This window comes from Acinetobacter sp. 1294243 (assembly GCF_000588015.1).
GTDB lineage: Bacteria > Pseudomonadota > Gammaproteobacteria > Pseudomonadales > Moraxellaceae > Acinetobacter > Acinetobacter pittii.
On record NZ_JFXG01000003.1, the window covers coordinates 143,633 to 156,553 of the forward strand.

Annotated in this window: 13 protein-coding genes and 1 tRNA gene; 9 read left to right on the forward strand and 5 right to left on the reverse strand. The window is 37.1% G+C overall.

The features are described 5' to 3' along the window. Positions 1-37 precede the first annotated feature (37 nt). Positions 38-113, reverse strand: a tRNA-Asn gene (locus J655_RS10280). A gap of 46 nt (positions 114-159) precedes the next feature. Between J655_RS10280 and J655_RS24475 the strand changes: the two genes are divergently transcribed. Both J655_RS24475 and J655_RS10285 read left to right on the forward strand, forming a co-directional pair. Next, positions 160-306 (forward strand): hypothetical protein, encoded by a 147-nt coding sequence (locus J655_RS24475; RefSeq protein ID WP_080973532.1) that lies wholly within the window; start codon positions 160-162, stop codon positions 304-306. 41 nt (positions 307-347) lie between these two features. Further along, positions 348-779 carry a hypothetical protein gene (locus J655_RS10285; protein ID WP_032007006.1) on the forward strand — a complete coding sequence of 144 codons (432 nt, stop codon included), beginning with the start codon at positions 348-350 and terminating at the stop codon, positions 777-779. A gap of 15 nt (positions 780-794) precedes the next feature. On the opposite strand, the gene J655_RS10290 is transcribed toward J655_RS10285, so the two are convergent. Further along, positions 795-1,232 carry a PaaI family thioesterase gene (locus J655_RS10290; protein WP_032007007.1) on the reverse strand — a complete coding sequence of 146 codons (438 nt, stop codon included), beginning with the start codon at positions 1,230-1,232 and terminating at the stop codon, positions 795-797. A 239-nt stretch (positions 1,233-1,471) separates the two neighbouring features. On the opposite strand from J655_RS10290, the gene J655_RS10295 reads away from it, so the two are divergent. After that, on the forward strand, positions 1,472-2,314 hold the full coding sequence (locus J655_RS10295; RefSeq protein ID WP_032007008.1) for a DMT family transporter: 843 nt from the start codon (positions 1,472-1,474) through the stop codon (positions 2,312-2,314). Positions 2,315-2,368: 54 nt separating this feature from the next. Here the strand turns inward: J655_RS10295 and J655_RS10300 are convergent, their stop codons facing one another. After that, on the reverse strand, positions 2,369-3,604 hold the full coding sequence (locus tag J655_RS10300; protein ID WP_002118408.1) for a pyridoxal phosphate-dependent aminotransferase: 1,236 nt from the start codon (positions 3,602-3,604) through the stop codon (positions 2,369-2,371). A 208-nt stretch (positions 3,605-3,812) separates the two neighbouring features. On the opposite strand from J655_RS10300, the gene J655_RS10305 reads away from it, so the two are divergent. Further along, positions 3,813-3,992 (forward strand): hypothetical protein, encoded by a 180-nt coding sequence (locus J655_RS10305; RefSeq protein ID WP_002118942.1) that lies wholly within the window; start codon positions 3,813-3,815, stop codon positions 3,990-3,992. Positions 3,993-4,022: 30 nt separating this feature from the next. Here J655_RS10305 and J655_RS10310 read toward each other — a convergent pair whose 3' ends face one another. Together J655_RS10310 and J655_RS10315 are read right to left on the reverse strand one after the other, a co-directional pair. Then, entirely contained in the window at positions 4,023-5,462 is a 1,440-nt protein-coding gene (locus J655_RS10310) for a sensor domain-containing diguanylate cyclase (RefSeq protein WP_032041973.1), read from the reverse strand. A gap of 175 nt (positions 5,463-5,637) precedes the next feature. Next, positions 5,638-6,429 (reverse strand): hypothetical protein, encoded by a 792-nt coding sequence (locus J655_RS10315; protein ID WP_002118650.1) that lies wholly within the window; start codon positions 6,427-6,429, stop codon positions 5,638-5,640. Between the two features lie 179 nt (positions 6,430-6,608). On the opposite strand from J655_RS10315, the gene uvrB reads away from it, so the two are divergent. From uvrB to J655_RS10340, 5 genes are all read left to right on the forward strand, one after another. Further along, positions 6,609-8,630: an excinuclease ABC subunit UvrB gene (gene uvrB, locus J655_RS10320; protein WP_002118463.1), complete on the forward strand. Its 2,022-nt coding sequence runs from the start codon at positions 6,609-6,611 to the stop codon at positions 8,628-8,630. A gap of 93 nt (positions 8,631-8,723) precedes the next feature. Next, positions 8,724-9,311 carry a lipocalin family protein gene (locus tag J655_RS10325; RefSeq protein WP_032007010.1) on the forward strand — a complete coding sequence of 196 codons (588 nt, stop codon included), beginning with the start codon at positions 8,724-8,726 and terminating at the stop codon, positions 9,309-9,311. Between the two features lie 110 nt (positions 9,312-9,421). Then, positions 9,422-10,369, forward strand: a complete 948-nt coding sequence (gene rarD, locus J655_RS10330) for an EamA family transporter RarD (RefSeq protein WP_080973528.1) — start codon at positions 9,422-9,424, stop codon at positions 10,367-10,369. A gap of 216 nt (positions 10,370-10,585) precedes the next feature. After that, the gene (locus J655_RS10335; RefSeq protein ID WP_002118702.1) at positions 10,586-12,043 is read left to right on the forward strand and encodes a glyceraldehyde-3-phosphate dehydrogenase; all 1,458 of its coding nucleotides are present in this window, start codon (positions 10,586-10,588) and stop codon (positions 12,041-12,043) included. A gap of 149 nt (positions 12,044-12,192) precedes the next feature. Continuing rightward, positions 12,193-12,918: a hypothetical protein gene (locus tag J655_RS10340; protein ID WP_017399267.1), complete on the forward strand. Its 726-nt coding sequence runs from the start codon at positions 12,193-12,195 to the stop codon at positions 12,916-12,918. Positions 12,919-12,921: the final 3 nt, after the last annotated feature.

A 12,921-nucleotide genomic window follows, 5' to 3' on the forward strand; every position in this document is an offset into this window, starting at 1 on the left:
AAAAAGCCCGCTTTAATGCTGCGGGCTTTTTAGTATTTGGCTCTCCCACCTGGGCTCGAACCAGGGACCTGCGGATTAACAGTCCGTCGCTCTACCGACTGAGCTATGGGAGAATCTGCATGCGATTATAAGGAGATTTTGAGAAGGGTCAAGTCTAAATTGTCATGTTTACTTCATTTTTGTGTCGTATGCTTTTTATTTGATCAGTTGAGTGATGAGTTAAGAAATTACTTGCACTTTAAAAAATCAATTGATAGATTCAAAAAAGAACAAGCGTTTGGAGAAATCCAAACAGTGTGGATTTAAACCAACTTGCCAGCACTAAAATGGCTAAATCGGAGATAAGTATGAAAACGCTTACGATCGCTTCTATTTTTTCTAATTTTGATTTCTATCAACACAATTATCTAAATATCTTAAATCAATCAGAATCTTATTACACACCTGTAGAAGGTGCATGGATTAATGCTTACCCTTTCAAAAAGCAGGATTTATATTTAGGTGATTTATTGCAACTTTGGTTTAGCGCTAAATGGAATGTGCATAATTTACTTAAAGTTTTAAAAAGTTCAAAACCATTAAACTCTTCTAAAGATTTATATATTTTTCAATTGGAAGGGGAGTTACTGTTGGGTAAAAATAAAGTTTTAGCTTGGTCTGACGAGCATCAAGAAATTATAGAGCTCCAACTTAAAAATATTTGGGCGCCGTATGTGATTGCAAAAACTTGTGAACGACCAAATAATCAAGAGGACTCAATAAAAAAGGCAGCGGTTTAAGGCTGCCTTTAATCATTATCGACGAATAATCATGCAGGTTGCTGTTGCATAGGCGTACAGTTTACCTTCCTCATCAATAATCTTTCCTTCAGAAATAGCTAAATTTTTACTTAAATTAATAATATTGCCTGTTGCAATTAAAGTCTGATTTTTGGGAATAGGGCGGCACATTTTTACGTTAAGGTCGATTGTGCCGTAACCTACACCGGCAGGTAACATCGTATGTACTGCACAGCCAGTCACTGAATCTAGAACTGTAGCAGCAAAACCGCCATGTACGCCACCGAGTGGATTTAAATGGTTATGATCTGCTTGAGCTTTAAAAGTAACAGATCCTTCTGAAATTTCAGTAGGTTGCATAGGTATTGTTTTACTAATGCTGGCAGGTGGAATATGGCCTTCTACCATTGCTTGTAAAAATTCAAGGCCAGTCATTTCCATCGGATTTTTCATTTTTGGGGTCCTTTAATTCTTAAAGTTCTAAAATGGAACTTGATATTAGCCTATTATTAAGTTATCGATAAGTCAATTCTATAGTTAAAGATTGAACTGATAAGTTGAATCTTAAAAACTTGTCCAATTAATATAAAGTTCCTTTATTATAAAAATTGAATTAAATGAGTTACATAATGAATTAGATAGATAAGCGGGTCTTCTTATACACTATAAAAAATAACAGGAGCATAAGGACAATGCTTTTTAAAATTGCACTAGCAATGATGGGTTTTGCAGCGAATTCTGTATTGTGTCGTTTGGCTTTGGCAGGCCAACATATTGACCCAATGACTTTTAGCCTCATACGAGTAGCAAGTGGTGCAGTTGTTTTATTAGGACTGTTTTTATATTCAAAATCGTCTCAAACCAAAGTCCAATGGAGTTTAAAAAACGCATTTTTTCTAGCGGTTTATATTTTGGCATTTTCATATGCTTATCTTCAAATCGACGCTGGGATTGGTGCTCTTTTATTGTTTGGAGTTGTACAGCTGACTATGGTGCTTTATGGCTATTGGCAGGGTGAGCAGATTGGCATGTACCGTGGTATAGGCCTATGTATTGCTTTAGCTGGAATCAGTGTTTTGTTATTACCCGGTACTCATGTGCCTGATTGGGGATATGCTCTAATTATGGTGATATCTGGTTTGGCATGGGCGGGATACAGCATCGCGGGTCGCAATATGACGCAGCCTATTGGTAGTACGTTGGCAAATTTTACGCTAGCTGTGCCAATGGTTTTGTTGGCGAATGTATTACTTGCCCAAGATCGCTACATTGACGTGCAAGGATGGATCTTAGCGATTTTGTCGGGTGGTGTCACTTCAAGCGGGGCTTATGTACTCTGGTATGCGATTTTGAAGCATATTGATAGAGTGACAGCGAGTACAGTACAGCTAAGTGTGCCATGTTTGGCGATTATAGGTGGAAGCCTATTTGTAAATGAGAGTGTGACAGGGCGAGTGATTTTATCGAGTTTTATGGTTTTATTTGGAATTTTATTAGTTATTTATGTAAGACCTCAAAAAGCTAAAAATGCATAAGTGAATGAAAAAAAAGGGTTCTCTCAAGAGAACCCCTTTTATGCAAAATGCAGATTATTTCGCAGCTTTTTCAGCTTCAATTGAAGCGATAGCAGCGTCTACACCTTCAATTGAGTCAGCAGCTTTTTTGATACGAGCTAACGCATCAACGAGTACTTCGTCAGCTGTTGCATATGAAATACGCATAAAACCGCCTAAACCAAATGCATCACCAGGAACAACTGCTACGCCAGTTTCTTCTAGTAACCATTCAGAGAACTCTGTGCAAGATTTTAAGCCTTTTGCACGAATAAGAGGACGAATGTTTGCATAGGCATAGAAAGCGCCATCAGCAGGTAAGCAAGAGATACCTTTAATATCATTTAAGCCATTTACAACTAAGTCATGACGGCGTTTAAACGCTTCAATCATAGGTTGTAAAACGTCTTGTGGACCATTCAATGCAGCTTCAGCAGCAACTTGCGAAATAGAAGTTGGGTTAGAAGTTGACTGTGATTGGATCTTTTTCATTGCACCAATGATTTTCGCTGGACCGGCTGCATAGCCAATACGCCAACCTGTCATTGCATATGCCTTAGAAACACCGTTTAAAACAATCGTGCGGTCATATAAATCAGGTGCAACAGTTGCGATGTTGTAGAACTCATCTTCCCAACGAATCGGTTCATACATATCGTCAGATGCAACAAATACTTGTGGATGACGACGTAAAACTTCAGCTAAAGCTTCTAATTCAGCTTTGCTATAAATCATGCCTGTTGGGTTAGATGGGCTGTTTAATACAACTAAACGAGTGTTAGGTGTAATAGCAGCTTCTAATTGTTCAGGAGTGATTTTGAAGCGTTGGTCTTCGCCACATTTCACAATGACTGGAGTACCTTCAGCAATAATGACCATATCTGGATAGCTTACCCAGAAAGGTGCTGGAATAATAACTTCATCGCCTTTGTTTAATAGAGCAAGTGCCAAGTTAAAGAAGCTTTGTTTACCACCACAAGAAACCAAGATCTGGTTCGCTTGATAATCAAGATTATTATCACGCTTGAACTTAGCAATAATTGCTTTTTTTAACCCAGGAGTACCATCTACAGCCGTATATTTGGTGAAACCATTATTAATCGCTTCAATTGCAGCATCTTTGATGTGTTGAGGGGTATCAAAATCTGGCTCGCCAGCACCTAAACCAATCACGTTCTTGCCAGCAGCTTTAAGTTCAGCAGCTTTGTTTGTTACAGCAAGTGTAGGGGACGGTTTGATAGCATTGACACGATCAGAAAGACGTACGTCCACGGCAATATTCCTCTTATGGGATTAAAAAATAAAAAGCATACTATCTTATCGCAAAAATTAAGCAATTTGCGGATACGGGTATTTTTAGATGTAAAAAAGTTTAATTTAAGAAGATTCTTGTTGCTGTTTTACTCAATTGAAGCTTTTTTGAAAAGAAATGATAAAAATCATTTATAATAGGTCGCAATCGAAATTTCGAGAATGAATCATGACTGAGCAACAGCCAAAACAGAAAAAGGCTTTGGTGAAATTGCCATTCCCAATGCCGAATGAAAGCAATCAAGCAGATGATGCGGTACACAACCAAGTGCGTCCAAAACCAGAGCAATATGCGGATAGAACATGGATGCCTCCACGTGGTACGCGTCGTTCTATGGGAAAACGCTAATTTTTGAAAAACAGGCAATATGCCTGTTTTTTATTGATTGAATAAAATTTCTTGATAATAACTTTTTTTCTTTTGATACATGTGATGGTCTGCTCGTTTTAACATGTCCTCAATCTGTTCATTTGTTTGAGTGGTTGCATGTCCAATTGCAATAATTACTGGATGGCTTGAATAATATTGATTGTCGATATTAAAAAGCTCCTGAATCGTTTGAAGCATGATTTGAACGTGCGCTTCATCTGCACCTGGCATTAAGATCACGAACTCATCACCACCGATTCTGGATGCAGTATAGGCTGTATTTGAAATAGCCTGACTTAAAATATTTCCAACACGGCGTAATAAACCATCTCCAATATCATGCCCAAACTGGTCATTTGTTTCTTTTAATCCATTCATATCTAAAAAAATTGAAGAAACTGGTCGAATAATACTTCGGTTTAAGCGATTAAGTTCCTCTGTAAAAAAAGCACGGTTATATAGTTTGGTAAGAACATCGTGTTGCCCTAAATATTCGAGATAGTTTTCCGCTTTTTTCCGTGCAGTAATATCTGTCAGTGCAACTTGTACTAATCCCCAAGTCTCTTCATATCCCGGAAAAACGGTAAATTGAAGCAAAACATTTCTTATTTGGCCATCTAAAGCGTAGTTAACGGCTTCACGTTTATGATGGATATTGCCTTGCCATAACTCGATGAGTTGTTCTCGAAAGGTTTCAACCATTTCTTCAGCAAAAATCTTATGTGTATTTCTTAAAAGTGTCGACTTATCAGGAGCTTTAAATAAATCTATCGTGGCCTGATTAACATCTAAAATTAAAATATCTTCTACACACTGGCGGACAAACTCAGGATGAACATCTAGAAAAGTTCTAAAATCTTCAATTCCCAATAGCCTAAGTTGATCAATTCTATTCTTTATACGGCTGAAATCCTCGACCCACAGTGAAGTAGGTGAGTAGATAAACATAGATTCAGCCAGTCGACGATTTTTTTCTTCCTGACGGAGTGCATTTTGATAAGGGGTAATATCTTCTGTAGTAATTAATACACGTTCAAAGGTAGATTCAGAACCAGGTAAAATAGACCCTCTTAACTGAACATCAATACGTTTGCCTGATAAGGTGTAATTCACGGTAGTGCTTGAAAAATGGGTTTTGCCATTCCATAACGCTTCAAGCTCATAAATATGTGATTCGAACATTTCCTTTTTAAAAATAAGATTCAAATTTGAATATAGTTCTTCGTGGGTTGTTGCTTCAAAAAGTTCTAAAGTTTTTTGATTAACACGAATAATTTTAATTTTATGAGCACATTCAATAACTAAGTGTTTATTTTGATTTAAAAATTCATGGAGGTTTTCAATTCCTTGCTTTCTCCATAAATCAAATTGTTGTTTAACTTCACTGAAATCCTCAATCCACATTGGAATTGGGCTAAGGTCAAAAATCGAAGAATCTAAAGTTTCCATATGTTTCTTTAAGTATTCAGTTTGCCTTAAAGTATAATGAGAAAAATTAAGATTTGGGAGGATAAAGAGTTTAAATATATTAGAATAATTAAAAATAAAAGGATTAAATGTAATTAAAAATAAAATAATGAGAAAGCAGAGATTATCTGCTTAACTCATAAATTCATAAGAAAACTTAACGATTAATAGGGTGATCAATGTTTTTTTCACCACGCCATAACTTAATAAAATCTTGCTCATCAAAATCGTAAAGTTCCATCAGTGCAACAACAGCACTCACAAAAATCATGGCACCTTCAGAGTTTCCATGAAGATTGAAAATTTTACCGTTTAACTTCCCTAAAATATCACTAAGCTCATGATCACGGCCTCGTCCATAACGATCTCGTGGGTACAACTCTTCATTTAAGACAATAAGAGCTATTGCTTTTTCAGCATCTGATAAATCAGTTTTATCTAAAGCTTCTTCAAATGATTCACTGCCATGATTAAAGTAAAAAATAACTTCATCATTAATGAAACTTTGTACCATCTTTTGAGTTAAAGTCGGAAATTGAGATACTGCATTATCTTCTACATAGGGTTTAAAAGATTCCGGAAAGATAACGTTGTGATAAATCCCTTTAAAAAGAGGAGCGATTTCAGAAACTTTATAGCCTGCGATGCCACAACCTAATGCAGTAATGAAATATTTCATTTTAGGATGATTTTTTGTGTATATCTTAAAGTCTTCAACATAATGCTGAATTTGTGAAAGTGGCATTTGTTGAATGTGTTCATTTAAAGTTGGAATTGCAAAGCTTTGACCAGCCCAGCCACGACCTACACCTTCAACTGCTCCGAAGTGCTGACTTGCAACGCGCGCTGCACCACTACCGTGTTGTCCAGCAAGATTACTTCCAAATACAAAAACTGTATCTTCGGGAAGTTCAGTTACAATACTTTCATCATGATATTGATAGGTCATGGTTATACTTTTTGTTTAATGGATAGCTTCATGTTGCAACCGATTAGGGTATTGGTCAAGTGTTAAGATGCTTAATCTTTTACATTGAATTTTCAGCTCAATTTAGACTTTAAATTAAGATAAAAATCCCCATTAAAAGGGGAGACGTTAAATTCAATTTTTCATAAAGAGAGATAACTTTGAACGAAAATCAACCTTTTGATTTGGTCACTCATTATCAGCCAGCAGGTGATCAGCCACAGGCCATTGAAAAGCTGGTAAATGGTATCGAGCATGGTTTTCGTAATCAGTTATTGCTGGGTGTAACTGGCTCGGGTAAAACCTATACCATGGCGAATGTGATCGCTCAAACACAGCGACCTACAATTGTGATGGCTCATAACAAAACTTTGGCTGCCCAGCTTTATGGAGAGTTTAAAGCGTTCTTCCCTAATAATGCAGTTGAGTATTTCGTAAGTTACTACGATTACTACCAGCCCGAGGCTTACGTTCCATCCTCAGATACTTTTATTGAAAAAGATGCTGCCATTAACGATCACATTGACCAGATGCGACTATCAGCAACACGTGCTTTATTAGAGCGTCGTGATGCAATTATTGTGGCCTCGGTTTCTGCAATTTATGGTTTGGGTGACCCAAATGCTTATATGCAAATGTTACTGCATGTGGTTGAGGGCGACCGTGTAAGTCGTGATGAAATTATCCGCCGTTTGGTTGAAATGCAATATACGCGTAATGAACTTGAGTTCTTACGTGGTACATATCGAATTCGCGGTGAAATTATTGATATTTTCCCTGCCGAATCTGATCAACATGCGATTCGTATTGAACTATTTGATGACGAGGTCGACTCGATCCGTTGGTTTGATCCGTTAACGGGTAAAATGGTTCGTAAAGTTCCACGTGTTACGATTTATCCAAAAAGCCACTATGTAACGCCGAAAGATCATCTAACTCGTGCTATTGATACAATTAAAGATGAGTTACAAGATCAACTTAAATTCTTCCGTGAACATGACAAATTGCTGGAAGCCCAGCGTATTGAGCAGCGTACCCGTTATGATTTAGAAATGATGCAACAGTTGGGCTATACCAATGGTATCGAAAACTATTCAAGACATTTGTCTGGTCGTCCAGCTGGTGAAGCGCCTCCAACTTTATTTGATTATGTACCAGAAGATGCATTGCTGATTATTGATGAGTCACATGTTACAGTTCCGCAAATTGGAGCAATGTATAAAGGTGACCGATCGCGTAAAGAAAATTTAGTGAATTACGGGTTCCGTTTACCAAGCGCACTTGATAATCGACCAATGAAATTTGAAGAGTGGGAACGCATTGTGCCGACGACCATTTTTGTCAGTGCAACACCTGCTAAATATGAGCTAGAAAAGTCTGACCAAGTGGTTGAACAGGTGGTACGTCCAACAGGACTAATCGATCCTGAAATTGAAGTTCGTCCTGTATTAACTCAAGTTGATGATGTTCTTTCTGAGATCAATATTCGTAAGAACCTAAATGAACGTGTGTTAGTGACTACTTTAACAAAGCGTATGGCGGAAGATCTGACTTCTTATTTAAAAGAATATGGGGTTAAAGTCGCTTATTTACACTCGGATATTGATACGGTTGAACGTGTCAAAATTATTCATGAGTTACGTACAGGTGTATTCGACGTTTTAGTCGGTATTAACTTGTTGCGTGAAGGTCTCGACATGCCAGAAGTTTCTTTAGTTGCTATTTTAGATGCAGATAAAGAAGGATTTTTACGTTCAGAACGCTCACTCATTCAGACAATTGGTCGTGCCGCGCGTAACGTGAAAGGTAAAGCAATTTTATATGCTGACCGAATTACTGATTCTATGCAAAAAGCAATAGATGAGACTGAACGCCGTAGAGCTAAACAAATTGAGTTCAACGAGTTGCATGGTATTACGCCACGTAGTGCTGTTCGTCAGGTCATCAAAGAAATTGATTCAGGCGAAGTGCTTTCAGACGACGAAATTGATGAGAAGGTGCTTGAACAAGCACAAGCTTTAAGTGCTGACGAAAGACATATTCTCTCTGATCCAAAATTGTTTAGTAAGCATATTACTAAGCTTGAAAAAGAGATGTTAAAAGCTTCGAAAGATTTACAGTTTGAGCAAGCAGCACGGATACGTGATGAAATCATTCGACTAAAAGCGCAAATGTTGCAATAAACGAATACATAACGCTACATAATGTGTTTAAAAAACAAGCTACTGTAGATATTTGAGTTCTTTTGTATTCACAACTAATCGTTGAGGGCAACAATGGCATTTCGAAATAATGTTCCGCAAGCCAGCTGGCGTTTGGCTAAAATTGCGTTGGGCGGTGTCGTTCTGGCTGGTTTGGCTGTTGGAACCTATGTCTATGCCCAGCCGAAACCCTTACAAACTGTCTATAAAGTTGAACTAGACCGATATTTAGGTGTTTGGTATGAAGTCGCGCGTAAGCCTGCATTTTTCCAGAAAAAATGTGCTTATAATGTATCTGCAACCTACACCTTAAACGAAAATGGAAATGTAGTAGTAGATAATCGCTGCTACGATAATAGAAAACAATTACAGCAATCTATCGGGGAGGCTTTTGTGGTTACCCCGCCATATAACACCAAATTGAAGGTAAGTTTTTTACCGGAAGCTGTAAGATGGATTCCGGTAATCCGTGGGGATTACTGGATTTTAAAGCTAGATGAAGACTATCAGACTGTTTTGGTTGGGGAACCTTCACGTAAATACCTTTGGGTGTTATCAAGAGACCCTCATCCAGAGCAAGAAGTGGTAGATGAATATTTAAATTATGCAAAAACATTAGGTTTTGATATTCGAGATATTATTCGTACAGAGCATAAAGAATAGTGGTATATGTCTGTTTAAGAAAAAACCATGTTTTTACATGGTTTTTTCTTTTTTATAGTGGATAAATCAAGTATTGTAGTGAGTTATTTTTACTAAAGTCTAAGAGGTTTATGATGTTTAAGGGCGTGATCTTCTCTGTCATGGCATCATTCACTTTTGGTGTACTTTATTTTTATACTCAATTATTAAGCCAGCTAGATAGTGAGCAAACTTTTGGATGGCGGATTATTGCAACACTACCGTTCCTTACTTTATTTATGTGGTGGAGTGGTGATTTAGCTTATATCAAAAATATCTATCAACGTATTTTGGCTAAACCTTCTTTACTATTATTGTTAATCACAACCTCTATTTTAACCTCAGTACAACTTTGGCTTTTTTTGTGGGGGCCGATGCATGGGCGTGGGTTACAAGTCTCTTTGGGATATTTCTTATTACCGCTGGTTCTTGTCTTAGCTGGAAGTGTGTTGTATGGCGAAAAAATATCAAAATTTCAATGGGTAGCAATTATTCTTGCAGTCATTGGTGTTAGCCATGAGATATGGCGTTTAGGAAGTATTGCGTGGGAAACTGCATTGGTAGCAGTTGGATATTCTGCCTACTTTTTATTACGTAAAAAAATTAAAACAGATAATTTAGGGGGCTTTTGGTGGGATTTGGTCATTATTATGCCCGTTGCGATTTATTTAACGCATACAGGTTTGCTGCCATACAGTAAATTTATAGACCAACCAAGTCTTTCTTTGATCATTATTGGGCTTGGAATTTTAAGTGCTATTGGTCTGGGAAGTTATATTCTGGCAAGTCGCTTTCTACCTTTAGTTGTGTTTGGACTCTTAGGATATTTGGAACCTGTATTACTTGCTTTAGCTTCTTTAGTTTTAGGGGAGAGCATTGGTCAAGAAGAATGGTTCACTTATATTCCGATTTGGTGTGCTGTTTTTGTACTCGTTTTAGAAGGGGCAATTCATCTTTATCAACAACGGCAAAAAGCCCAAAATCTGCAACTTAATATCACGAAATATCAAAAAAGATTAAAAAATGATGAGTTCAATTAGGTTGTCAGAACCTAAAAAGTAAGAAAAAGCAAAAATTTAGCTGCTTTAAACAATAAGATAATAAAAAATAATTATAGGTATTTTATGAATTTATGATGAATTTTAGGAAAATCTAGTCACTAACGTCAGCTTTTGATTCATTCTTGCCAATAATTCCATTACAATTACGGGGTTTTAAAAATCACGCCTAGATATAATTAATTAGAGGACGTATCTGTGAGCAAAGACACTATCATCGCCCTGCACGCTGAACACCAAGGCCGTTGGAAAAACCGTGAAGAAATCGCGGAACGTATGATTGCATTAATCGGTCAATTATACCGTGAAAAAAATATTGTCGTATCTGTTTACGGTCGCTCTTTAATTAACCGTTCTGTTATCCAAATTTTGAAAACTCACCGTCGTACACGTGTTGTAGACGTTGAACTTTCTGTTGTAAACACATTCCCAATTTTAGAAGCTTTAGCAAAAGTTGAAAATATTGGTTCTGCAGAAGTTGATATCGGTAAACTTGCTGTTGAATACAAAGAAAAAGGCGGTGATGTTGATGCTTTTGTTGCTCAATCAGTTGAGTCAATCAAAGGTAGCGCAACTTCTGAACAACCTAAAGATGTAGTTCTTTACGGTTTTGGTCGTATTGGTCGTATCTTGGCTCGTTTAATCATTAGCCAATCAGGTTTAGGTCGTGGTTTAAGCCTTAAAGCAATCGTTGTACGTAAGTCTTCGGACGGTGACTTGGCAAAACGTGCTTCTTTACTTCGTCGTGACTCTATTCACGGTACTTTCGCTGGTACAATTTCTGTTGATGAAGAAAACGAAGCAATCATTGCTAACGGTAACTTCATTAAAGTCATTTATGCGTCTAGCCCAAGTGAAGTTGACTATACTGAATACGGTATTGAAAACGCACTTTTAATCGACAACACTGGTAAATGGCGTGATGCTGAAGGTCTAAGCCAACACTTGAAATGCCCAGGCGTTGCACGTGTTGTATTGACTGCACCAAGTAAAGGCGAAATGAAAAACGTTGTATTTGGCGTAAACAACACAGATATCTTAGATGAAGACAAAATCATCTCTGCTGCAAGTTGTACAACAAATGCAATTACTCCAATTCTTAAAGTATTGGATGACAAATATAAAGTTCTTAACGGTCATGTTGAAACTGTTCACTCATTTACAAATGACCAGAACTTAATCGATAACTACCATAAAGCAGATCGTCGTGGCCGTGCTGCTACTTTGAACATGGTAATTACAGAGACTGGTGCAGCTAAAGCAGTTGCTAAAGCATTACCTGCATTGAAAGGTAAATTAACTGGTAACTCTGTACGTGTTCCTACACCAAACGTATCTCTTGCAATCTTGAACTTAACGCTTGATAAAGAAGTTGATCGTGAAGAAGTGAACGAATACATTCGTCAAATTTCGATTAACTCTAACCTTCAAGGTCAAATTGGTTATACCAACTCGACTGAAGTTGTATCGAGTGACTTTATCGGTTCTCGTACAGCAGGTGTATACGATGCTCAAGCAACGATTACTTCTGGTAACCGTTTAACTGCTTACGTTTGGTACGATAACGAAGTTGGTTATAGCTGTCAGGTATTACGTATTGCTGAACAAATGTGCGGCGTAAGCTACAAAAAAATCCCAGCAGAATTGAATGCTTAAGATCATTTAACGATCTATAAAATATTTTCACAAAAAGACCCAGTTTAGACTGGGTTTTTTTACAACCGTACAAAATATATGCTGACTATTTTTTGTAAATAAATGAGAATACAAATTAAGGAAAAAAAGAAAATAGTAAGGGATAGGAATTGTCGCAGTTTAAACGTTTGTTGGTCGTTTTTGTATTCATCATTATTGCCAATTTATGTGGTGTACTCATTGCAATATGGGTATTTAAGCACTTTAATATTTATATTCCACTGAAAAATCAGGCAGTTGCTATTGATTTACAAGAGCCTCTACAGGTTAAGGTTAAAGTACAAGATGCTTTAAATGTGGATGTAAAGGGGCGCGTAAATGCCAGTATTCCAATTGATGAGAAACTGAATATTCCTTTAACACAAACATTAACTCCGCGTGTTTACTTCGATAATATGGTGCCGATTAGCACAACCATCCCGGTCAAAGAAACATTAAAAGTTGAACAAAATCTACCAATTGATACTAAGGTTCAGGTGCGAGTTTTAGGCCGTGATATTACGTTGCCATTAAAAGGAACGATTCCATTAAAACTTGATGTGCCAATTGATATTAATGTCCCGCTTGAGCAAAAGGTTCATTTAAAATTTGATGCCCCAGTACGCACGGTATTAAAAGAAAATCTACATATTCCTTTAAAAGCAAGATTAGACACGAATATCCCAATCGAAGGGAATTTAAATGTACCTGTTAAAACTGCATTAAATGCTTCGGTTGATGTGAAAAATACTTTGCCTGTTAAGATTGCAAATGGTGAGTTAAAGATTCCTCTGTCCACTATGCGATTAAATCGAGTATTAGGTTCAGAAACATCACAAAAGACAGCTGATCAATAGGGT

Excerpts from the sequence above, each read along its gene's own strand:
- J655_RS10285 (WP_032007006.1), top strand. The coding sequence starts at position 348 with ATGAAAACGCTTACGATCGCTTCTATTTTTTCTAATTTTGATTTCTAT.
- J655_RS10290 (WP_032007007.1), bottom strand. The coding sequence starts at position 1,232 with ATGAAAAATCCGATGGAAATGACTGGCCTTGAATTTTTACAAGCAATG.
- J655_RS10295 (WP_032007008.1), top strand. The coding sequence starts at position 1,472 with ATGCTTTTTAAAATTGCACTAGCAATGATGGGTTTTGCAGCGAATTCT.
- J655_RS10305 (WP_002118942.1), top strand. The coding sequence starts at position 3,813 with ATGACTGAGCAACAGCCAAAACAGAAAAAGGCTTTGGTGAAATTGCCA.
- J655_RS10310 (WP_032041973.1), bottom strand. The coding sequence starts at position 5,462 with ATGGAAACTTTAGATTCTTCGATTTTTGACCTTAGCCCAATTCCAATG.
- J655_RS10315 (WP_002118650.1), bottom strand. The coding sequence starts at position 6,429 with ATGACCTATCAATATCATGATGAAAGTATTGTAACTGAACTTCCCGAA.
- J655_RS10325 (WP_032007010.1), top strand. The coding sequence starts at position 8,724 with ATGGCATTTCGAAATAATGTTCCGCAAGCCAGCTGGCGTTTGGCTAAA.
- rarD (WP_080973528.1), top strand. The coding sequence starts at position 9,422 with ATGATGTTTAAGGGCGTGATCTTCTCTGTCATGGCATCATTCACTTTT.